The 20982-nt window shown below is 61.3% G+C and carries 20 protein-coding genes; 4 read left to right on the top strand and 16 right to left on the bottom strand.

Translation table 11 applies throughout. The features are described from left to right. Positions 1 to 38: 38 nt before the first annotated feature. Complete coding sequence (locus AC1DNK_RS12160; RefSeq protein ID WP_477941295.1) at positions 39 to 809, bottom strand: SDR family NAD(P)-dependent oxidoreductase; 771 nt, start codon at positions 807 to 809, stop codon at positions 39 to 41. A gap of 94 nt (positions 810 to 903) precedes the next feature. Here AC1DNK_RS12160 and AC1DNK_RS12155 point away from each other — a divergent pair, with 94 nt between their 5' ends. Continuing rightward, complete coding sequence (locus tag AC1DNK_RS12155; RefSeq protein WP_477941293.1) at positions 904 to 1686, top strand: DeoR/GlpR family DNA-binding transcription regulator; 783 nt, start codon at positions 904 to 906, stop codon at positions 1684 to 1686. Positions 1687 to 1784: 98 nt separating this feature from the next. Further along, the gene (gene glpD, locus AC1DNK_RS12150) at positions 1785 to 3308 is read left to right on the top strand and encodes a glycerol-3-phosphate dehydrogenase (protein ID WP_477941291.1); all 1524 of its coding nucleotides are present in this window, start codon (positions 1785 to 1787) and stop codon (positions 3306 to 3308) included. Positions 3309 to 3373: 65 nt separating this feature from the next. Here glpD and AC1DNK_RS12145 read toward each other — a convergent pair whose 3' ends face one another. The 10 genes from AC1DNK_RS12145 to AC1DNK_RS12100 all read right to left on the bottom strand — a co-directional run bounded on the left by AC1DNK_RS12145 (position 3374) and on the right by AC1DNK_RS12100 (position 13787). Continuing rightward, the gene (locus AC1DNK_RS12145; protein WP_477941290.1) at positions 3374 to 4303 is read right to left on the bottom strand and encodes an aldo/keto reductase; all 930 of its coding nucleotides are present in this window, start codon (positions 4301 to 4303) and stop codon (positions 3374 to 3376) included. Between the two features lie 198 nt (positions 4304 to 4501). Then, positions 4502 to 4909: a F0F1 ATP synthase subunit epsilon gene (locus AC1DNK_RS12140; protein ID WP_112385759.1), complete on the bottom strand. Its 408-nt coding sequence runs from the start codon at positions 4907 to 4909 to the stop codon at positions 4502 to 4504. Next, a complete protein-coding gene (locus tag AC1DNK_RS12135; RefSeq protein ID WP_112385760.1) occupies positions 4909 to 5142 on the bottom strand; it encodes a hypothetical protein in 234 nt (77 codons plus the stop codon). Before AC1DNK_RS12135 ends, AC1DNK_RS12140 begins: the two co-directional genes overlap by 1 nt. Continuing rightward, complete coding sequence (gene atpD, locus AC1DNK_RS12130; protein WP_112385761.1) at positions 5142 to 6614, bottom strand: F0F1 ATP synthase subunit beta; 1473 nt, start codon at positions 6612 to 6614, stop codon at positions 5142 to 5144. Before atpD ends, AC1DNK_RS12135 begins: the two co-directional genes overlap by 1 nt. 23 nt (positions 6615 to 6637) lie before the next feature. Then, on the bottom strand, positions 6638 to 7522 hold the full coding sequence (locus tag AC1DNK_RS12125; RefSeq protein ID WP_477941288.1) for a F0F1 ATP synthase subunit gamma: 885 nt from the start codon (positions 7520 to 7522) through the stop codon (positions 6638 to 6640). A gap of 26 nt (positions 7523 to 7548) precedes the next feature. Beyond that, a complete protein-coding gene (gene atpA / locus AC1DNK_RS12120; RefSeq protein ID WP_112385763.1) occupies positions 7549 to 9078 on the bottom strand; it encodes a F0F1 ATP synthase subunit alpha in 1530 nt (509 codons plus the stop codon). Beyond that, positions 9078 to 9644 (bottom strand): F0F1 ATP synthase subunit delta, encoded by a 567-nt coding sequence (locus tag AC1DNK_RS12115; protein WP_477941285.1) that lies wholly within the window; start codon positions 9642 to 9644, stop codon positions 9078 to 9080. Before AC1DNK_RS12115 ends, atpA begins: the two co-directional genes overlap by 1 nt. Positions 9645 to 9898: 254 nt before the next feature. Next, on the bottom strand, positions 9899 to 10288 hold the full coding sequence (locus AC1DNK_RS12110; protein ID WP_112385765.1) for an AGROH133_08824 family phage infection protein: 390 nt from the start codon (positions 10286 to 10288) through the stop codon (positions 9899 to 9901). An 82-nt stretch (positions 10289 to 10370) separates the two neighbouring features. Further along, entirely contained in the window at positions 10371 to 12587 is a 2217-nt protein-coding gene (locus AC1DNK_RS12105; RefSeq protein ID WP_477941283.1) for a primosomal protein N', read from the bottom strand. A 51-nt stretch (positions 12588 to 12638) separates the two neighbouring features. Next, a complete protein-coding gene (locus AC1DNK_RS12100) occupies positions 12639 to 13787 on the bottom strand; it encodes an AAA family ATPase (protein ID WP_477941281.1) in 1149 nt (382 codons plus the stop codon). 135 nt (positions 13788 to 13922) lie between these two features. Here AC1DNK_RS12100 and AC1DNK_RS12095 point away from each other — a divergent pair, with 135 nt between their 5' ends. Together AC1DNK_RS12095 and AC1DNK_RS12090 are read left to right on the top strand one after the other, a co-directional pair. Next, the gene (locus tag AC1DNK_RS12095; RefSeq protein WP_477941279.1) at positions 13923 to 14858 is read left to right on the top strand and encodes a tyrosine recombinase XerC; all 936 of its coding nucleotides are present in this window, start codon (positions 13923 to 13925) and stop codon (positions 14856 to 14858) included. A 90-nt stretch (positions 14859 to 14948) separates the two neighbouring features. After that, entirely contained in the window at positions 14949 to 16019 is a 1071-nt protein-coding gene (locus AC1DNK_RS12090) for a TraB/GumN family protein (protein ID WP_477941277.1), read from the top strand. 222 nt (positions 16020 to 16241) lie between these two features. Here AC1DNK_RS12090 and lpdA read toward each other — a convergent pair whose 3' ends face one another. From lpdA to odhB, 5 genes are read right to left on the bottom strand one after another with little or no spacing between them, the layout of a single operon-like run. Then, positions 16242 to 17648, bottom strand: coding sequence for a dihydrolipoyl dehydrogenase (gene lpdA / locus AC1DNK_RS12085; protein WP_477941275.1), 1407 nt, complete (start codon positions 17646 to 17648; stop codon positions 16242 to 16244). Positions 17649 to 17691: 43 nt separating this feature from the next. Beyond that, entirely contained in the window at positions 17692 to 18444 is a 753-nt protein-coding gene (locus AC1DNK_RS12080; RefSeq protein WP_477941272.1) for an SDR family oxidoreductase, read from the bottom strand. After that, on the bottom strand, positions 18441 to 18950 hold the full coding sequence (locus AC1DNK_RS12075) for a hypothetical protein (RefSeq protein WP_112517743.1): 510 nt from the start codon (positions 18948 to 18950) through the stop codon (positions 18441 to 18443). Before AC1DNK_RS12075 ends, AC1DNK_RS12080 begins: the two co-directional genes overlap by 4 nt. Continuing rightward, positions 18947 to 19693 carry a DUF4241 domain-containing protein gene (locus AC1DNK_RS12070; RefSeq protein ID WP_477941269.1) on the bottom strand — a complete coding sequence of 249 codons (747 nt, stop codon included), beginning with the start codon at positions 19691 to 19693 and terminating at the stop codon, positions 18947 to 18949. Before AC1DNK_RS12070 ends, AC1DNK_RS12075 begins: the two co-directional genes overlap by 4 nt. 14 nt (positions 19694 to 19707) lie before the next feature. Continuing rightward, on the bottom strand, positions 19708 to 20949 hold the full coding sequence (odhB, locus tag AC1DNK_RS12065; protein WP_112517745.1) for a 2-oxoglutarate dehydrogenase complex dihydrolipoyllysine-residue succinyltransferase: 1242 nt from the start codon (positions 20947 to 20949) through the stop codon (positions 19708 to 19710). Positions 20950 to 20982 lie beyond the last annotated feature (33 nt).

Here is a 20982-nt window from a genome sequence, read left to right as displayed (position 1 = left end):
CGCAATTTTACTAAAATACCAAAAATAGTCCAAGTAAATCAGCAGATAAGCTGGCCACCGTTGATTTCCAGGACTTGGCCGGTGATGTAGCCGGAGAGCGAAGGCGCAGCCAAAAACAGATAGGCAGGGGCGCAGTCCACAGCGGTTCCGAGCCGCTGCAGCGGAATGGTTTTGCGGGTCTGCTCCAGCTTTTCGCGCGACGAATAGCGCTCGTGGAAATCCGTCTCGATCGTCCCCGGCGACACGCAATTGACACGGATCGCATCGGGCGCGAGCTCGCGCGCCAACGCCTTGGAATAGGTGGAAACGAAGGCTTTCGAAGCCGAATAGATCGCCGAACCCGGACTCCCGCCGGTCAGGGCCGAAATCGACACGGTGTTGACGATCGCCGCGCCGTTGGCGGCCCGCAACGCCGGGAGAAGCGTACGCGTCACCTCGACGACGGATGTCTGATTGAGCCGGGTGATCGCCTCATATTCGCTGTCGGTCAGCTCGCCTGCCGGAAACCGGCCGACCATCGTGCCCGCATTGTTGACCAGCACGTGGACGCTGCCGAACGCCTGAAGAACCTGATCCGCAAATTTTGCGGTACCGCCGGAAGCGGTAAAATCGCCAGCGATCAGCACCGCACGGCCGCCCGCTTCCGCAGCCGTCAGGAAGTCTGGCAGCTGCCGTTCGGTGTCCCGGCCGGTATGAACGGCAACGCGCGCACCGCAATCAAGAAATTGCCGGACGACTTCGAGGCCGATGCCGCGGCCCGCGCCGGTGACAACAACATTGCGGTTTTCGAAAAGCTTTGGATCAAACACGCGATGGCCCTCCCGGCGTCGGCTTTCACTCGCCGATTGCGCAATTTTCGCTTTAACATATGATCGCAAAAAACGAAAGAAAGGGAGGCGCAGCATGTTTCTGTCCGGACGGCAGACCGAGATCCTCGATATCGCCAAGTCCGAGGGCCGCGTGCTGGTAGAAGATCTGGCGAACCGTTTCTCGGTGACCCCGCAGACCATCCGCAAGGATCTCAACGATCTCTGCGACAGTCGTGTGCTGACCCGCATCCATGGCGGCGCAATCTTTCCGGGTGGCACGGAGAACGTCAAATACGAGGCACGGCGCTCGATCGCCGCCAACGAGAAGACGGCGATCGGCCGGGCAACCGCAGCCCTCATCCCCAACAATGCCTCTCTGTTCATCAATATCGGCACGACGACCGAAGCCGTTGGCGAAGCACTGATCGAGCATCATGAGCTGATGGTCATCACCAATAACATCAACGTCGCCAGCCGCTTGCGGCTCTTCCCCTCGATCGAGGTGGTGATCGCTGGCGGTGTCGTGCGCCATTCCGATGGCGGCATCGTCGGCGAGGCGGCCGTCGATTTCATCCGCCAATTCAAGGTCGACTACGCCGTGATCGGCGCCTCAGCGATCGATCCGGATGGCGCGCTGCTCGATTTCGACTACCGCGAAGTCAAGGTTGCTCAGGCAATCATGGCCAACGCCCGGCACGTGGTCCTGGTCGCCGATTCCACCAAGTTCGAGCGCACCGCGCCTGTCCGTATCGGCCATCTCTCGCAGGTCCACACCTTCGTCACCGATGAATGCGCCCTGGATTCGCTGCGGCGGATCTGTTCCGAGGGCGGTATCAGCCTGGTTGAGACCAACAGGACGGACGGCGGGAAAGATTAAATCTGCATCGTCGCAAAAGGTTCGTTTGACATTCATTTTCTTTCGTTTTAGCGCTTAACGGATTTCATTTTTAAGCACTAAATCATTGGAGAGCGTGCGTGAGCGGGCAGATTTTCGACCTATTCGTGATCGGCGGCGGTATCAACGGCTGCGGGATCGCCCGGGATGCGGCTGGACGCGGCTATTCGGTGGCGCTGGCCGAGATGAACGACTTCGCCTCCGGCACGTCGTCGGGTGCCACCAAGCTGATCCATGGCGGTCTGCGCTATCTCGAACATTACGAATTCCGCCTGGTGCGTGAATCGCTGATGGAGCGTGAAGTGCTCTGGGCGATGGCGCCGCACATCATCTGGCCGATGCGCTTCGTGCTGCCTTATCACAAGGGCGGCATCCGGCCTGCCTGGCTGATCCGGCTGGGGCTGTTTCTCTATGATCATCTCGGTGGCCGCAAGCTTCTGCCGCCGACGGCAACGCTCGACATGCGGACCGATCCGGCCGGCAAGCCGCTGAAGGCGCTGTTTGCCAAAGCCTTCGAATATTCCGACGGCTGGGTCGACGATGCCCGCATGGTGGTGCTCAATGCCAGGGATGCCAGCGACCGCGGCGCGCTGATCATGCCGCGCACGAAAGTCGTCTCCGCACGGCGCGAGAATGGCCTCTGGACCATCGAGACGGTCGATACGCTGACAGGGCGCAGTTCAACGCATCAGGCCCGCATGCTGGTCAATGCCGCCGGTCCCTGGGTCGATCATGTGATCCGCGCTGCCTTCGGCGAGAACGAGGCACGCCATGTCCGCCTCGTCCAGGGCAGCCACATCATCGTCTGGAAGAAGTTCGAGGGGCCGAAGGCTTATTTCTTCCAGAACCCCGACAACCGCATCATCTTCGCCATTCCCTATGAGAGCGACTTCACGCTGATCGGCACCACCGACCGCGATTACACCGGCGACCCCAAGGATGTCAGGATCTCCGGCGAAGAGACCAGCTATCTCTGCAATGCGGCCTCCGAGTATTTCAAGGAGCCGGTGAAGCCCGAGGATATCGTCTGGACCTATTCGGCGGTCCGGCCGCTGTTCGACGATGGTGCCTCGAAGGCGCAGGAGGCGACGCGCGATTATGTGCTGAAGCTCGAGGGGAAAGACGGGACCGAGGCGAATGCCGCGCCGCTGCTCAATGTCTTCGGCGGCAAGCTGACGACCTACCGGCGTCTGTCGGAACATGCGCTGGAAAAGATCGGCGAGGCGATCGGCATCAAGGGTAGCCCGTGGACGGCGAAGAGCCATCTGCCCGGCGGGGATTTTCCGGTAGAGGGCTATGAGGCCGAGGTTGGCAAGCTGAAGGCAGCCTATCGGTTCCTCGCCGACAGCCATGCGCGCCGGCTCATCCGCCGCTATGGCACCAGGGCCAACGTCCTGCTCGGCAAGGCCGCGTCCGCAGCTGACCTCGGCAGGCATTTCGGATCGGATCTTTATGAGGCCGAGGTGCGCTATCTCATGCAGAACGAATGGGCCTTCACCGCCGAGGATGTTCTCTGGCGGCGCAGCAAGAGGGGGCTCTATCTCAGTAAGGAAGAGGCGGCAGCGCTGGAGAGCTTCCTGCAGGCCGAGCGGCTCGCCGCCTAAGTATCTGCAAGGGCAGCGCCGGTCCTTATTGAGCCGGCGCAACGCTTCCCGCTGGCTTCCACGTTTTACGGCAGTTGATAGCCGGCCGCCTTGAACATCCTGTACCATTCCTCGCGGCTCAGCTCGATGTCAGCTCCGATCGCGCTGTCACGCAGGCGTTGCGGATTCGTCGTTCCCAGCACCGTTTGAATTTTGGCGGGATGACGCGCGATCCACGCGACAGCAATGGCAGCAGGCGTCGCGCCGTAAGTTTCCGCGAGTTGGTCCAGAACCTTGTTGAGTTCCGGATAATTCTCGCGGTCGCCCAGGAAGATGCCTTCAAAGAAACCATGCTGGAACGGCGACCACGCCTGCAATGTGATGTTATTGATCCGGCTGTAGTTGACGAGCTCGCCATCCCGGTCGATCGACTGCTCAGATCCGCCCATATTGGCGGCAACGCCGAATGCGATAGACGGCGCGTGGGCAACGCTCAGCTGGATCTGATTTGCTATGATCGGCTGGGTAACAGCTGTCTTCAGCAAATCGATCTGGCCTGGCGTATGGTTCGAAACACCGAAATGGCGAACCTTTCCCGATGCATGGAGGTTGTCGAATGCCTCGGCGACCTCTTCCGGCTCCACGAGCGCATCGGGCCGATGCAATAGAAGAACGTCCAGATAGTCGCTCCGCAGGGCCTTGAGGGACCGGTCGACGCTTGCGAGGATATGTTCCTTGGAGAAATCGAAATATCCCGGCCGGATCCCGCATTTGCTTTGAATGACGATCTTGTCCCGTTCGTCGGCTGTGAGGCGAAGAGCGTCACCAAACCGTGCTTCGCAGCGATGGGGCGCGCCGCCATAGATGTCCGCGTGATCGAAAATATTGACGCCGATCTCCCGGGCCGCCGAGTAGAGGGCTTTAATTCCGCTGTCATCCAGCGTGTTGATCCGCATCAGGCCGAGCACGACACTCGATACCGACACGCCCGAGGTCGAAAGCTGAATATTTTTCATGGGAACTCCCTGCAGCAATTGCGAATAGTTGAGGGACCCTATTAGGCGTGGAAGCCAAAATCTAGAGCCGATAGTGGGCCGCCCGCGACCGCCAGATACTCAAGATCCGTGTTCATTGCCAGTGAGGTCGGCACTCATGTGCCCAAAACAAAAAAGCGGCCCTGAAGGCCGCTTTCGATCGTCTCTGGAAATTCCAGGTCAGTCCTGTTCGACAACGCCACGCAGATGCGTGAGTTCGAGAATGAACTGCTCAAGCTTGGACTTGTGCTCGTGATGCTCGGCATCATCGAGATCCTTCTGCGCCGCTTCGATACGGCGGGTCAGTTCGTCCTTGTTGATTTCCTCGACCGGAACGGCCGATTCGGCGAGCAGCGTGCAGCCCGTCGGCAGGATGTCGGCGAAGCCGCCGAACACGACGTAGTCCTGCTTGCTGCCGGAGGCCGAGCGAACGCTGACGATGCCGGGCTTGATGGTCGTCATCGTCGGCGCATGGTGGGCCATGACCGTCATCTCGCCCTCGGTTGCCGGAATGACAACTTCCGTCACCATCTCCGACAGGAGCAGACGCTCCGGAGATACGAGTTCAAAATTGAAATTGTCAGCCATCAGTGACTTACCTTCTCGGCCTTTGCATCTTGCAGTTTGGTCCCGCAGAACGGGCAGTGCTGTATCGCCTGATCGAGATAGCCGAGGCCTTCTTCGGCCTGAACCAATCCGACAACCATCATCAGCGCACCGTTATCCGCCCTGTAGACGGTGGGCGCTGCGGGTTCCGGAAGATCTGCCACGACCACCCGAAGGGAGTCGCAGCAGAAAATCTCGTCTTGCGCGTCGCTCATCAAGCGGCTGCGGAGAGCTTCTTGGCCTTTTCGATGGCTTCTTCCATCGAGCCGACCATGTAGAAGGCTGCTTCCGGCATGTCGTCGTAGTCGCCGTTGACCAGGCCCTTGAAGCCCTTGATCGTATCTTCGAGCGCGACGAGCTTGCCCGGCGAACCGGTGAAGACTTCGGCGACGAAGAACGGCTGGGACAGGAAGCGCTCGATCTTGCGGGCACGGGCAACGGCCAGACGGTCTTCTTCAGACAGTTCGTCCATACCCAGGATGGCGATGATGTCCTGCAGCGACTTGTAGCGCTGCAGCGTCGACTGAACCTTACGAGCCACTTCGTAGTGCTCTTCGCCGACAACCATCGGGTCGAGCATGCGCGACGTGGAGTCGAGCGGGTCAACGGCCGGATAGATGCCCTTTTCAGCGATCGAACGCGACAGAACGGTCGTCGCGTCGAGGTGGGCGAACGAAGTTGCCGGAGCCGGGTCGGTCAAGTCGTCGGCCGGAACGTAAATGGCCTGAACCGAGGTGATCGAACCGGTCGTCGTCGTCGTGATGCGTTCCTGCATCTGGCCCATGTCCGTTGCGAGCGTCGGCTGATAGCCAACGGCCGAAGGAATACGGCCGAGCAGAGCCGAAACTTCGGAACCTGCCTGCGTGAAGCGGAAGATGTTGTCGACGAAGAACAGAACGTCCTGGCCCTGGTCGCGGAAGTTTTCAGCAACCGTCAGACCCGTCAGAGCGACGCGAGCGCGGGCGCCCGGCGGTTCGTTCATCTGACCGTAAACGAGTGCAGCCTTTGAGCCTTCCCCGCCGCCGTGCTTGTTAACGCCGGACTCGATCATTTCGTGGTAAAGGTCGTTGCCTTCGCGGGTACGTTCACCCACGCCTGCGAACACCGAGTAACCACCGTGCGCCTTGGCGACGTTGTTGATCAGTTCCATGATGAGAACGGTCTTGCCGACGCCTGCGCCGCCGAAGAGGCCGATCTTGCCGCCCTTTGCGTAAGGCGCGAGAAGGTCGACGACCTTGATGCCGGTAACCAGGATCTGTGCTTCCGTCGACTGCTCGACGTAAGACGGTGCATCCTGGTGGATGGCGCGCTTGGAAGCGGTGACCAGCGGACCAGCTTCGTCAACCGGCTCGCCGATGACGTTCATGATACGGCCGAGGGTCTCAGGACCGACCGGAACCGAGATCGGCGCGCCGGTGTCGAAAACTTCCTGGCCGCGAACGAGACCTTCGGACGAGTCCATGGCGATCGTACGCACGACGTTTTCACCGAGGTGCTGCGCGACTTCAAGAACCAGGCGGTTGCCCATGTTCGTGGTTTCGAGCGCGTTCAAAATCGCCGGCAGTTCGCCTTCGAAAGCAACGTCGACGACGGCGCCGATAACCTGTGTGACCTTACCGACAGAGCCTGTGGCGGTCTTCTTAGCGGCGGTCTTCGCTGCCGCCTTCGGGGTAGCTGCCCTAGCCATTCTAATACCCTCTTTCTCTAACCTCAGAGCGCTTCCGCGCCCGAAATGATTTCAATGAGTTCCTTGGTGATCTGCGCCTGACGCTGACGGTTGTAGTTGAGCGTCAGCTTGTTGATCATCTCACCTGCGTTACGTGTCGCGTTGTCCATGGCGCTCATCTTCGCGCCCATCTCGCCAGCTGCGTTTTCAAGCAGTGCGCGGAAGATCTGGACAGAAATGTTGCGCGGAATCAGATCCTCGAGGATCGATGCCGGATCCGGCTCGTATTCATAGACAGCGCCGGCATGGGCAGCATCCTCGGTGACGCCTTCCGGCACCTTCGCGGGGATGATCTGCTGTGCCGTCGGGATCTGGCTGATGACCGACTTGAACTCGGAATAGAACAACGTGCAGACGTCGAACTCACCAGCTTCGAACATCTCGATGATGCGCTTGCCGATCTGGTCCGCGTTGTCGAATCCGACGCGCTTGACCTCGCGCAATTCCTTGCGCTCGATGATCAGCGAAGAGAATTCGCGGCGCAGGCTGTCGTAGCCCTTCTTGCCGACGGTGAAGATCTTGACGGTCTTGCCCTGAGCAATGAGCTTGCGGGCATGATCACGTGCAAAACGCGAGATCTGCGAGTTGAAACCGCCGCAAAGGCCGCGCTCTGCGGTGCAGACGACGAGCAGGTGAACCTGATCCTTGCCTGTACCGGTCATGAGCAACGGTGCACCGTCGGCGTCGGTAACCGCATGGGCGATGTTCGCGAGAACAGCCGCCATGCGCTCCGAGTAAGGCCGGGCGGCCTCGGCCGCCTCCTGCGCACGCCGAAGCTTAGCCGCGGCGACCATTTTCATCGCCTTGGTAATCTTCTGCGTCGCCTTGACGGAGGCGATCCGGTTTTTCAGATCCTTAAGTGAAGGCATCCGTTATCCGTCCTAACTGAGCCCGATCAGGCGAAAGACTTCGAGAACGAGTCGAGAGCAGCAACGAGCTTGCCCTTCGTATCGTCGCTGATGGCCTTTTCCGTGCGGATCGTATCGAGGATCGCCTTACCTTCCGAGCGGAGGTAGGAAAGCAGACCCTGTTCGAACTTGCCGATCTGGTTGACGGCAATCTTGTCGAGATAGCCATTCACGCCAGCGAAGATCACAGCAACCTGCTCTTCGGTCTTCAGCGGCGAGAACTGCGGCTGCTTCAGAAGTTCGGTCAGACGTGCGCCGCGGTTCAGCAGGCGCTGCGTCGAGGCATCGAGGTCCGAACCGAACTGAGCGAAGGCGGCCATTTCGCGATACTGGGCGAGTTCGCCCTTGATCGAGCCGGCAACCTGCTTCATCGCCTTGATCTGCGCGGCAGAACCGACGCGCGAAACCGACAGACCGACGTTAACAGCCGGGCGGATACCCTGATAGAACAGGTCGGTTTCGAGGAAGATCTGGCCGTCGGTGATCGAGATCACGTTGGTCGGGATGAACGCCGAAACGTCGTTACCCTGCGTTTCGATGACCGGCAGAGCGGTCAGCGAACCGGCGCCCTTTTCGTCGCTCATCTTTGCAGCGCGCTCGAGGAGACGCGAGTGAAGGTAGAAAACGTCGCCCGGGTAAGCTTCGCGGCCCGGCGGGCGGCGCAGCAGGAGCGACATCTGACGGTAGGAAACGGCCTGCTTGGAAAGGTCGTCGTAGCCGATGAGAGCGTGCTGGCCGTTGTCACGGAAGTATTCGCCCATGGCGCAACCGGCAAACGGTGCCAGGAACTGCATCGGAGCCGGATCGGAAGCCGTCGCAGCAACGATGATCGAGTACTTCAGAGCGCCGCGTTCTTCGAGAACCTTGACGAACTGGGCAACCGTCGAGCGCTTCTGGCCGACAGCGACGTACACGCAGAACAGCTTTTCGCCTTCCGGACCAGACTCGTGAATAGCCTTCTGGTTCAGGATCGCGTCGAGAATGATGGCGGTCTTGCCGGTCTGGCGGTCACCGATGACGAGCTCGCGCTGGCCACGGCCGACCGGGATGAGCGCGTCGATAGCCTTGAGGCCGGTCGACATCGGCTCATGAACCGACTTACGCGGAATGATGCCAGGAGCCTTGACGTCAACGCGCGAACGGCGCGTTGCGTTGATCGGGCCCTTGCCGTCGATCGGGTTGCCGAGAGCGTCGACAACGCGGCCGAGAAGTTCCGGACCAACCGGAACGTCAACGATGGCACCCGTACGCTTGACGGTGTCGCCTTCCTTGATGTCACGGTCCGAGCCGAAGATAACCACGCCGACGTTGTCGGATTCGAGGTTCAGGGCCATACCGCGGATGCCGCCGGGGAACTCGACCATTTCACCGGCCTGAACGTTGTCCAGACCGTAAACGCGAGCAATACCGTCGCCGACAGAGAGAACCTGGCCGACTTCCGAGACTTCAGCTTCTTTGCCGAAGTTTTTGATTTGATCTTTGAGAATTGCGGAAATTTCCGCGGCGCGGATATCCATCAGCCAACCTCTTTCAATGCAAGCTTGAGAGTAGAAAGTTTGGTACGAAGCGACGTATCAATCTGACGGGACCCGACCTTCACGATCAGACCACCAAGAATTGACGGATCAACCGTGACGGCAATCGCCACGTCTTTGCCGGTGGCGCTCTTCAGCGCCGCCTTCAATTCAGTTTCCTGCGCTGCGGTCAGCGCATGGGCCGAGGCAACCTCGGCAGAAATTTCGCCACGCTGACGGGCAGCGATGATGCGGAAGGCCTTGATCATGCCCGGGAGGGCGAACAGGCGGCGGTTACGCGCCACGACCTTCAGGAAGTTACCGACGAAACCGGAAATACCGGCCTTCTCGCTGATGGCGACGATAGCCTTCAGCTGATCGTCAGCCGAGAATACCGGGCTGGCGACGAAACGCTTCAGGTCGTCGCTCTCATCCAGCATCGCCTGGAAACGGTCGAGATCAGCGGTGACGCTCTCGACGGCACCTTCTTCAAGCGCCAGATCGAACAGCGAGGACGCATATCGCTCTGAAACACCAGAAGTAAGCTGGGACGTGTCTGCCACGGGCACAAATTTCCCTGATTTCAATTCAAGAATCCGGCCGTCGGCGGGCGCCTGACCTATGCTCTTGAATTCGTTTTGATTTCCCCCAGAAATCGCAAGAGAAGCCTCTTGCTTCTTCCGAAATTCGGGGTCCGTCTAACATAGGACGCAGGGACTCGCAACACGCGTAACGCCCGAATATGCCTTTCGAATGATTTTCTATCGGCAAAATCGTGAAATGGCGTGGAGGCAGGCGAGCAGGCGGTCCGCTGCCCGGTAATTCAGGTTGTGAGGAAGCCGAAAGAATAGGCCAGCGGAACAGCCGCGAGGATCGCCTGCACAACCAGAAGTAAATAGTTGATAATTGTGCTCCCCTTATCTGAAAGGAGCGAAATGATGCGTGCGAAAAACGCCATCGCGAAGGCGGCGCCGAGCGCCATATAGATGAAGTCCTGCGCCAGCATGATCGCCGCAAGGCCGAATCCGAGATAGAATCCGCCGACCGACCGCTGTTCCGCGTAGCCGTCCCGCCGCTCGCCGCGCGGCGCAAGCCCGAAAAGCTTCATCGCATAACCGGGCGCGAACATCATGACGAAACCGGCAGCCGCCGTGAATGCCGCGCAGCAGAATGCCAGCTGCTCGCCAAAGGTTTCCGGAAAATAGAACTCCATGAATCAACCCCAAATCATGCCGCGTTTGGCAGTCCTTATGGCATGATTGCAGGCGGTGGAAAACGGCCAGCAGACGCTGTTTTTAAAGGAAGCTCTGCGGATCGATGTCGAGCTGGACCTGAATGGAGCCACGCTCTTTCGGCGCCTGCGACAGCATGGTCTTCAGAAACGCCTGCATATCGGAATTACGGCGCCCGTGGACGAGCAGCCGGAAACGATGGCGGCCGCGGACGATGGCAAGCGGCGCCTCGGCCGGCCCCAGCACGGAAATGCCCGAGACCTGCGGCGCGGAACCGCGGATACCGCGCGCATGAGCTTCCGCATCCTGGCGTGTCTCAGCCGAAACGATGATCGAGGCGAGACGGCCGAACGGCGGCAGAATCGCGCGCTCGCGCTCGGTGATTTCGCGCTCGTAGAAGGCACCCGCATCGCCCGAGACGATAGCCTGCATGACGGGATGCTGGGGTTGATAGGTCTGCAGCAGACCGTGGCTCTTCAAGCCCGTTCGCCCGGCGCGGCCGGTGACCTGCGACAGCAGCTGGAAGGTTCGCTCCGCCGCGCGCGGATCGCCATTCGCCAACCCGAGATCGGCATCGACAATGCCAACCAGCGTCATAAGCGGAAAGTTATGACCCTTGGCGACGAGCTGCGTGCCGATGACGATATCGGCCTCACCCTTGGCGATCGCATCGAGCTCCAGGCGCAGCCGCTTCACGCCGCCGGTGATATCGGACGACAGCACGATCGTGCGTGCCTCCGGGAAATGCCGCTCGACTTCCTCGGCGATCCGCTCCACGCCTGGGCCGCAGGCAACGAGATGATCGAGCGTGCCGCATTCCGGGCATGCCTCAGGCGTGCGCTCGGTATGGCCGCATTGATGGCATTGCAGCTGGCTGCGGAACCGGTGCTCGACGAGCCAGCTCGAACATTGCGGGCATTGGAAGCGGTGACCACAGACACGGCAGAGCGTCAGCGGCGCATAGCCACGGCGGTTGAGAAAGAGCAGCGCCTGCTCCTTCTTCTCCACCGTCTTGCGGATCGCCCGGATCAGCACCGGTGACAGGAAACCGCCGCGCTCCGGCGCATGACGCCGCATATCAACGAGATGCAGATCCGGCATCGCCGCATCGCCGAAGCGCGTCGGCAGATGGATCGTCGTGTAGCGGCCGCTCTGGCCGTTCACCTGGCTTTCCACCGATGGCGTAGCCGAAACCAGCACGACCGGAAAATCGCCGATACGGCCGCGCACCACGGCCATGTCGCGCGCATTGTAATAAACCCTGTCTTCCTGCTTGTAGGCCGGGTCATGCTCCTCATCGACGATGATGAGACCGAGATCCTCGAAGGGCAGGAACAGCGCCGAGCGCGCACCGGCAACAACGCGCACCTCGCCGGTCACCGCCTGCCGCCAGACCTTTTCGCGCATGCGCGGCGCGAGGTCCGAATGCCATTCGGCGGGCTTGGCCCCAAAGCGATCCTGAAAACGTTCAAGGAAGCTCGCCGTCAGCGCGATCTCCGGCAGCAGGATCAGAACCTGCTTGCCACGCCTGAGCGTCTCGGCGATCGCCTCGAAATAGACTTCGGTCTTGCCGGACCCCGTTACACCGTCGATCAGCGACACCGCGAATGCGCCGTTGCGCACCTCGGCCAGAATGTCGTCGGCCGCTTCCTTCTGCGGACCGGCGAGCCGCGAGGCGGCAAAGTCAGGATCCGGCTTTGCGACGACCGGCGGCGGCGGCAGGAAGATGGTTTCGAAAATACCCTGTCTGATCAGGCCATCCACGACACTGGTAGAAACACCCGCGGCATGGGCGAGCCCTGTCCGCGTCCAAGAAACGCCGTCAGAAGCGGTATCGAGCACGCGGGCACGCGCCGGCGTCATCCGCTCCGGTTCGCCGCCGACGAAGCGCAAGCCTTCCACCATCGGCTCCGGTTCGAAAGCATTGGGCGCACGCAATGCCATGCGCGCCACGAGACCGGGAGGCGAGAGCGTATAGGCGGCGACCCAATCGATGAAATCGCGCATCTCCTTGGTCAGCGGCGGGCAATCGAAGACATGGGTGATCGGCCGCAGCTTCTTCGGATCGACCCCGTCCTCGCCGCCATCCCAGACGACGCCGATCACCTGACGCGGCCCGAGCGGCACCTGGACGACAGAACCGGGCTCGACCGCCATACCCTCAGGCACGGCGTAGGAGTAAGGCCGTGGTGCAGGCAACGGAACGAGCACCGGAACCGTGCGGGTTGCCGGTGGTGTCTCGAACAATGCGCCAAAGAGATCGGACGAATCTGTGCTCATCGCGGCAGACCATGCCCGCAACGCAACAGAAAGGAAACCCGCTGAAAACGGCTAGTCGTCTTCGTCATCGTCACCAGCAATCGTGCCCGTCAGCCGCATGCCTTCGATCCAGGTGGCGCCGTTCTCACGGATCACCTTGCGCGGACGAACGCCGCATCGCTCACGCACCGCTTCCGCCAGCTTTTCGGAATGCGTCACAATCCAGACCTGACTGCTCTTCGAAGCCTCGGCAATCATGTCGGCAAGCGGCAATAGCATATCGGGATGCAGGCTCGCCTCGGGTTCGTTGAGCGCGATCAATGGCGGCAGGCGATAGGAAAGAAGTGCAGCCGCAAGACCGAGAAAACGAATTTGTCCATCCGACAGCTCGCGGGGCTGAAACACCCGATGCGGAAAATCGGGCAGAATAAGCCCGAACTCTGCCGTCTCTCCCGGATTGGGAACAACGAGCTTCGCCCCACCGAGCGCAGATGCCAGAATACGGTCGAGTTCCACCGTATCCTGCCTTGTATGGACAAGCGTTGCGAACACAGCGGCCAGATTGGCACCGTCCTCATCCAGCATCGGACCGGTGACGGCGAGGCAGGGATGACGCAGAGGCGACGCCCGATCGGTGCGGAAGCCATGGAAAAAGCGCCAGTTGCTAACAATCCGCCGGAAGGCCGCGACCTCCGGAAAATGCCCGGCGTCACCGAGCAGCGCGATCGCCGTTTCCGAGGTCAGCGCTTCATCCGGATAGTTCTCCATCCGGCCGTCGCCGCCGCGCACCGAAATCGCCGGACCATCACGTTTCATCATCACCACCGCCCGGCGCCCGGTCTCGACCGAAAGCTCCTCGGCCTTCACCTGTGGCTCAAGCGCAAATCCCGCGGCAGCGCTCGGAGGCCGGAGCCCGGCTTCGACATGGTAGCGGAACGTGATCGCCCGCTCCTCATCGACGATCTCGACTTCGAGCCGGATGCGCGCCGGCCCCTCGGATTTGCGCCGCGTCCCCGACCAGAGTACTGAGAGCATGCCCCCTTCCGCCGCAAGCTCGTGTGCCAATCGTCCCCGCACCGCCGCCTGTACCAGCTGCAGCGCACGGTAGAGATTGGATTTACCCGCACCGTTTTCGCCAAGGAACAGCGTCGTATCCGCCAGATCCATGCGGATCGAACGCAGCGAACGGTAATTCTGGGCAAACATCGAGCGAAGGCGCATGACACCGCTTTAGCGCAAAGCAGCACCAAAAAGAATGGGTGGGACGCGGCTCCAGCCTGGCTTGGCCGATCTTAGCAATTCCATAATGTCCCTCGGTCAAGATCGGCAGCGAACACCAAAATCAAGGCCGCCGCCGTGAACGAACTTCTGATTATTGCCGATCCGCGGCTGATGGCCGAACGCAGCGCCTGGCTTATGAGCCTCGCGGGCGAACGCCGCCTTTCGGCTCATACGCTCGACGCATACGAACGCGACAGCCGCCAGTTTCTGACCTTCCTCACCGGCCATCTCGGTGGCCCCACGACGCTGAAGGATATCGAGGCGTTGCGCCCTGCCGATTTCCGCGCCTTCCTGGCCGCCCGCCGCAAGGTAGGATCGGGCGCCCGCTCGCTCGGCCGCAATCTCGCCGGCCTGCGCTCGCTGCTTCGCTATCTCGAAAAGAAGGGCCTGGTGAACGCTGCCGGTGCCAGCGCGGTGCGCTCACCCAAACAGCCGAAATCGCTGCCGAAACCGCTTTCCGACCGTCAGGCCGTCACCGTCGTCAGCAACGAGGCGCAGATGCATGACGAGCCCTGGATTGCCGCCCGCGACGCCGCGGTCATGACACTGCTTTACGGCTGCGGCCTGCGCATCTCCGAAGCGCTCGATCTGACACCTGGAGATTTCCACGCCGGCGCAACGTCACTGCGCATCACCGGTAAAGGCAACAAGACACGCCTGGTCCCCCTGCTTGCCATCGTCGGGGAGGCGATCGGTAGATACCGCGCGCTTTGCCCGTTTCATCTTGAGGCAACCGAACCTCTCTTCCGCGGCGCCCGCGGCGGCAAGCTGCAGCCGGCGATCATCCAGCGCACGATGCAGACGATGCGCAGCGCCTTCGGCCTGCCGGAGACGGCAACGCCGCATGCGCTGCGTCACTCCTTCGCGACACATCTCTTGGCAGGCGGCGGCGATCTGCGCACCATCCAGGAGCTTCTCGGCCACGCCAGCCTTTCCACCACCCAGGTCTATACCGGCGTCGATTCGGCCCGGTTGCTCGAAGTTTATGATCGCGCCCATCCAAGGGCGTAATCATTCGTTAACGCATTCCCTTAAAGGAATATGCGCGAAGGCGGCGTAGAGCATGAGACTGATCAAGCACCGCGAGCGGAACCACCAATCATGACGATTTCCATCGGCCACCGCAGACTTCAGATCGCGCAGCCGGGCAATATCCTGCTCTGGCTGATTGCGGCCTTCCACATGCTGCTGGCCGCAGCGCTGCTCGCCGTTCTCTTCTCTGTTTCGCCCGCCGCCGCCGATGACAGCTGCTCCGGCAAGGACCTGATGGCCGAGCTGAAGCAAAGTGACCCCGCCCGCTACGCCGAAGTCGTGAAGGAAGCCGACGCCGTTCCGAACGGCAAGGGCATCTTCTGGAAGATCGAGAAGCCGGGCCTGAAGCCCTCCTGGCTGCTCGGCAGCATGCACGTCACCGATCCCCGCGTGCTGAGCCTTCCTGCCTACGCCCAGGCAGCGCATGACAGCGCCGATACGATCGTCATCGAATCCGACGAAATCCTCGACGAGAAGAAGGCCGCCGCCGCCCTCCTCGCTCGCCCTGATCTCACCATGTTCACCGATGGCACCACGATCGACAAGCTTCTGTCGCCCGAAGACTATGCCCGCCTCGACGCCGGCCTGAAGCAGCGCGGCATTCCGCTTTCAGCCGTCTCGCGCATGCGCCCGTGGATGATCGCCAGCGCTGTGGCGCTCCCCGCCTGCGAAATTGCCCGCAAGGCCAAGGGCGTGCAGTTTCTCGACCAGAAGATTGCCGCCGACGCCATCAAGCAGGGCAAGCAGGTCAAGGGCCTCGAAACCCTTGCCGAACAGCTGCAGGCGATGGCCGAGCTGCCGATGGAATTCCACCTGAAATCGCTGATCGAAACGCTGGAACTCGGCCCGAAGATGAACGACGTCGTCGAAACCATGACCGACCTCTATCTCTCGGGCGACGTCGGCATGACCATTCCGATGCTGAAGACCGTCTCCCCCGAAGAGGGTGGCGACGGCGACTACGCCGCCTTCGAACAGCGCATCATCCTCGACCGCAACAAGGTGATGGCCGACCGCGCCGCACCAATCCTCGCCAACGGCAACGTCTTCATGGCCGTCGGCGCCCTGCACCTGCCGGGCGATCAGGGCGTGATTGAGCTGCTGCGTAAGCAGGGCTTTACGGTTACTGCGGTGAATTGAAGACCTAGGTCTTCGCGCGACCCACAAACTCCCTCATCCCTGTGCTTGTCACAGGGATCCAGGCGGCCCAAGTCCTTGGGCCGAAGAGAGTCCTTTCACCGCGCAGACGCGCGGTGGCTAGATTCCTGTGACAAGCACAGGGATGAGGGAGTTTATGGGTCGCGCGAACAAAAAAGCCGCGGCCCTTTCAGACCGCGGCTTCGTGCTAACCAGTCACCAATCTTACATATGGATCGGCTTGAAGAACGCCGCCAGAGCCGCTTCCTTCACAGCTTCCGACATGGTTGGATGCGCATGGCAGGTGCGGCCGAGGTCTTCGGCAGAGCCGCCGAATTCCATCAGAACGGCGATCTCGTGGATCATTTCGCCGGCGCCGAAGCCGACGATATGGCCGCCGAGGACGCGGTCGGTTTCCTTGTCGGACAGGATCTTCACGAAGCCGTCGGTCGCCAGCATCGCGCGGGCGCGGCCGTTGGCGGTGAACGGGAACTTGCCGGTCTTGTAGGCGATGCCTGCGGCCTTCAGCTCTTCCTCGGTCTTGCCGACGGAAGCCACTTCCGGCTGGGTGTAGACGACGCTCGGAATAACATCGTAGTTCACATGGCCGTGCTGGCCAGCGAGGATTTCGGCGAGTGCAACGCCCTCGTCTTCAGCTTTGTGCGCCAGCATCGGACCCTTCACCACGTCGCCGATCGCGTAGATGCCGTCGACATTGGTCTTGAAGTGGCCGTCGATTTCGACGCGGCCGCGGTTGTCGAGCTTGACGCCGGCTTCTTCGAGGCCGAGTCCGGCCGTGTAGGGAATGCGGCCGGTCGAGATCAGCACCACGTCGGCTTCAACGGTCTGCGCATCGCCACCCTTGACCGGCTCGAACGTGACCTTCGCGCCCTTGCCACCCTTCTCGACGCCGGTAACCTTGGCGCTGAGATTGATCTCGATGCCCTGCTTGCCGAGCATGCGCTGGAACTGCTTGGAAACGTCGCCGTCCATCGCGCCCAGGATCTTGTCGAGATATTCAATGACGGTGACCTTTGCGCCGAGACGCGACCAGACCGAGCCGAGCTCGAGGCCGATGACACCGCCGCCGACGACGATCATGGTCTCCGGAACCTTCTCAAGCGCGATCGCACCCGTCGAGGAGACGATGATCTTCTCGTCGATATCGACCTTCACGCCCGGAATGCCGGCGACGTCGGAGCCGGTGGCGATGACGATGTTCTTGCCTTCGAGTTCCTGCACCTTGCCGTCTTCGGCGGTGACGGAAACCTTGCCGGCCGACACAATCTTGCCGGTGCCCTGGAAGGCATCGATCTTGTTCTTCTTGAACAGGAAGGCGACGCCATCGACATTCGACTTCACCGTCGCATCCTTGTGCGCCAGCATCTTCTCAAGATTGAGCTTCGGCGCGGCAACCTCGATGCCGAGCGCGTCCATGCCGTGGGCGGCCTGATGGAACATCTCGGAGGCGTGCAGCAGCGCCTTGGAGGGGATGCAGCCGACATTCAGGCAAGTGCCGCCATAGGTCGCGCGCTTTTCGACGACCGCAACCTTCAGGCCGAGCTGAGCCGCCTTGATTGCCGCGACATAACCGCCAGGGCCGGTTCCGATAACGATCACATCGTAAGCCATTGTTCTTTTCCTTTTATTCGTTCGTTGGTCAGGAAATGGAAGCCTATCGCCCGCCGCTCACATTCATGATGGCGCCGGTCACATAGGATGAATTCGAAGACAGGAGATAAAGCACGGCATCCGCGACTTCCGCGGCCGTTCCCGGACGCTGCATCGGGATGGAAGAGGCCATGTCCCGGGCGCGGTCGGGCAGACCGCCGGATGCATGGATATCGGTATCGATGATACCGGGCCTGATGGCGTTGACCCGGACGCCCTCGGTCGCAACTTCGCGCGCTAGGCCGATGGTGAACGTATCGATCGCTGCCTTCGACGCGGCGTAGTCGACATATTGCGACGGCGAGCCAATGATCACCGCCATCGACGAAATATTGACGATCGAGCCACCCTTGCCGCCATGGCGGGTCGACATCCGGCGCACCGCTTCCGCAGCGCACAGGATGGAACCGGTGATGTTGATACGCATCATGCGTTCGATGCGCTCGACGCTCATCTCATCGACGCGCTGCGGCTGATCGACGATGCCGGCATTGTTGACCATGCCATCGAGACGGCCGAAATGCCGGTCAACGGCCTGAAACATCGCGGCGATATCGGCTGCATTGCCAACGTCACCCTGGATGGCGATGGCATCGCCGCCCTTGCTTTTGATCTCGCCGACAACGCTTTCGGCAGCTGCCGCATTGGAAGCGTAGTTGACGGCAACGCGCCATCCCTGGCTCGCCGCGAGCCTGCAGACCGCAGCGCCGATGCCGCGGCTTCCGCCGGTGACGAGAAGAACGGGAGCATCGCTCACTTCACGCACTCCTTGAACGAAAACACGTCCCAGGGCGCGACGGCCTGCTTGCCCTCGCCGAGGATCGATGAGTCGCGCAGCGCCGGACCAATCGCAGGCAGCACGATGCTGGCAACGGCATTCGACTTTTCGCCGGGAAGGTTGTCAATTGCACCCTTGTCGTCGACGCCATAGACCGGACCCTGCCAGATGGTGCAGGCGTCGAGATCGGCCCCTGTCGCATCGCCTTCAGGGCAATTGAACATCACCATGCCGATCGTCCGGGCCGGGTCTTCGGAAGGCATGACATAGCCGTCAAGCACTGCCTTGCTGTCCTTCACCGTCATCTTGAATTGATTGCTGGCAGCAGCCGCATCGGAATTCAGCGGCGAGAATTTCAGCTGATAGGTGCCGTCACGATCCGCATAGACGGCGTTCGACAGCGGGCAATCTGCCGCCGCAGCAAAGCCGGGCAGGATCAGGACAGACGCTGCAACGAGTGCTGCAAGGCTCGATCTCTTGCTCATTGCGCCACCGGCTCCTTCCGCCCATCGGAATTTTCGATCACATAGAAGTCCGTCAACATCACCAGCGGATGACCGTCTTCGGCGAGACCCCAGAAGACCGGATAAAAACCATCACCCCAGCCGCTCCAGAAGATCGCCACATTGCCGGGCTTGCCTGCGACAGGCGAATGAAGCGCAAAGCGGCCGCCATTGGCATTCAGCTCAGGGGCGATGACGTCGTAGTAATTCACATCTTCGTCCGGCTTTGCCGCCTGTTCCGCTTCCGCCCGCTCCTCAAGAAGCTTCAGCGTATCGGCATCCATGTAGGAACCAAGACCCGCATCGACAGGATAGCCGAGGATCTCGTCGTCCTTCAGCGCCGCCGGATCCTGGCCGGGGATCGCCGCCATCTCCCAGCGCGCAGGCTTGCCTTCGCCGAAGCGCATGCTGGCCGCAGCGACGCGGCCGAAGGCTTGGTAGAGGGTTACGGGGTAGTTGCCGGGAGGGACTGTCCGGATGAAGGCCGGGCGGTCGGGCTGCGCCAGAGGATCGGCGGCAATGATGTGGCCCGACGTCAGCTGCACGTCGCCCATCTTGACGACGGCGATCTTGCGTTCGGCAAGTGCGGCGTCATCCAGCGAAACCAGATCGAAATTGCTGCTCGCCTTGGCGATATCCCAGGCGGCAGCGAAAGCCGGAACCGGAAGATGCACTGCGGCTGCGCCCAAGAGCGCGAATGCCGCCTGCCTGATCCGGTTCCGCATCGGATTTGCTCCGCTTAGAGATCGAGAACCAGACGTTCCGGATCTTCCAGGCTTTCCTTGACGCGAACGAGGAAGGTGACTGCTTCCTTGCCGTCAACGATACGGTGATCGTAGGAGAGCGCGAGATACATCATCGGACGGATGACGATCTGGCCGCCGACGACCACGGGACGGTCCTGGATCTTGTGCATGCCGAGGATACCCGACTGCGGCGCATTCAGGATCGGCGAAGACATCAGCGAACCGTAGACGCCACCGTTGGTGATCGTGAATGTGCCACCCTGCATGTCAGCCATCGACAGCGAACCATCGCGGGCAGCCTTGGCAAGACGGCCGAGGTCCTTTTCGATTTCGGCAATCGACATCTGGTCAGCGTCACGGATGACCGGAACGACAAGACCCTTGTCCGTGCCGACAGCCATGCCGACGTGGCAGAAGTTCTTGTAGATGATGTCGGTGCCGTCGATCTCGGCGTTGACGGCCGGGAGTTCCTTCAGCGCGTGGGTCACGGCCTTGGTGAAGAAGCCCATGAAGCCGAGCTTCACGCCATGCTTCTTTTCGAAGACGTCCTTGTACTTGGCGCGCAGGTCCATGACGGCCTTCATGTCCACCTCGTTATAGGTGGTCAGCATCGCAGCCGTGTTCTGGGCATCCTTGAGGCGTTTGGCAATCGTCTGGCGCAGACGCGTCATCTTCACGCGCTCTTCGCGGCCGGCATCCTGAACGGTCGACGGAGCACGTGCAGCCACCGGAGCGGCGGCCGGTGCAGCAGCAGCCGGAGCGGAAATGCCCTTGGCGACGGCAGCGATCACATCGCCCTTCAGAACCTGGCCGCGCTTGCCGGAACCATCGACCTGCTCGGCAGCGATGTTGTTTTCAGCAAGCATCTTGGCAGCAGCCGGTGCCGGCGGCATGGAGGATGGTGCGGCAGCGGCAGCCGGGGCTGCGGCAGCAACCGGCTCGGCAACCTTAGCCGGTGCGGCGGCGGCGGGAGCAGCAGCCGGGGCAGCGGCAGCTGCACCTGCGGCGATCTGGCCGAGCAGCGCGCCGAGGCCGACGGTCTCGCCGGCCTGGGCAACGATTTCGGACAGCGTGCCGGAGGCAGGCGCCGGGACTTCTATGGTCACCTTGTCGGTTTCAAGCTCGAGGATCGGCTCGTCCGCCTTGATGGCGTCGCCGACCTTCTTGAACCAGGTGCCGACTGTCGCCTCGCTGACGGATTCACCGAGAGTTGGAACGCGGATTTCTGTGGCCATGATTTTGGTTTCCGTTGATCAGTTTGTTTCGAT

Source organism: Rhizobium sp. 01N424 (genome assembly GCF_056399485.1).
This window is presented reverse-complemented; position numbering and strand designations above follow the sequence as displayed.

What these genes read in the sequence shown, in the direction of transcription:
- AC1DNK_RS12155 (WP_477941293.1), top strand. Translation starts at nt 904, where the DNA reads ATGTTTCTGTCCGGACGGCAGACCGAGATCCTCGATATCGCCAAGTCC.
- AC1DNK_RS12145 (WP_477941290.1), bottom strand. Translation starts at nt 4,303, where the DNA reads ATGAAAAATATTCAGCTTTCGACCTCGGGCGTGTCGGTATCGAGTGTC.
- AC1DNK_RS12140 (WP_112385759.1), bottom strand. Translation starts at nt 4,909, where the DNA reads ATGGCTGACAATTTCAATTTTGAACTCGTATCTCCGGAGCGTCTGCTC.
- AC1DNK_RS12135 (WP_112385760.1), bottom strand. Translation starts at nt 5,142, where the DNA reads ATGAGCGACGCGCAAGACGAGATTTTCTGCTGCGACTCCCTTCGGGTG.
- atpD (WP_112385761.1), bottom strand. Translation starts at nt 6,614, where the DNA reads ATGGCTAGGGCAGCTACCCCGAAGGCGGCAGCGAAGACCGCCGCTAAG.
- AC1DNK_RS12125 (WP_477941288.1), bottom strand. Translation starts at nt 7,522, where the DNA reads ATGCCTTCACTTAAGGATCTGAAAAACCGGATCGCCTCCGTCAAGGCG.
- atpA (WP_112385763.1), bottom strand. Translation starts at nt 9,078, where the DNA reads ATGGATATCCGCGCCGCGGAAATTTCCGCAATTCTCAAAGATCAAATC.
- AC1DNK_RS12110 (WP_112385765.1), bottom strand. Translation starts at nt 10,288, where the DNA reads ATGGAGTTCTATTTTCCGGAAACCTTTGGCGAGCAGCTGGCATTCTGC.
- AC1DNK_RS12105 (WP_477941283.1), bottom strand. Translation starts at nt 12,587, where the DNA reads ATGAGCACAGATTCGTCCGATCTCTTTGGCGCATTGTTCGAGACACCA.
- AC1DNK_RS12100 (WP_477941281.1), bottom strand. Translation starts at nt 13,787, where the DNA reads ATGCGCCTTCGCTCGATGTTTGCCCAGAATTACCGTTCGCTGCGTTCG.
- AC1DNK_RS12090 (WP_477941277.1), top strand. Translation starts at nt 14,949, where the DNA reads ATGACGATTTCCATCGGCCACCGCAGACTTCAGATCGCGCAGCCGGGC.
- lpdA (WP_477941275.1), bottom strand. Translation starts at nt 17,648, where the DNA reads ATGGCTTACGATGTGATCGTTATCGGAACCGGCCCTGGCGGTTATGTC.
- AC1DNK_RS12075 (WP_112517743.1), bottom strand. Translation starts at nt 18,950, where the DNA reads ATGAGCAAGAGATCGAGCCTTGCAGCACTCGTTGCAGCGTCTGTCCTG.
- AC1DNK_RS12070 (WP_477941269.1), bottom strand. Translation starts at nt 19,693, where the DNA reads ATGCGGAACCGGATCAGGCAGGCGGCATTCGCGCTCTTGGGCGCAGCC.
- odhB (WP_112517745.1), bottom strand. Translation starts at nt 20,949, where the DNA reads ATGGCCACAGAAATCCGCGTTCCAACTCTCGGTGAATCCGTCAGCGAG.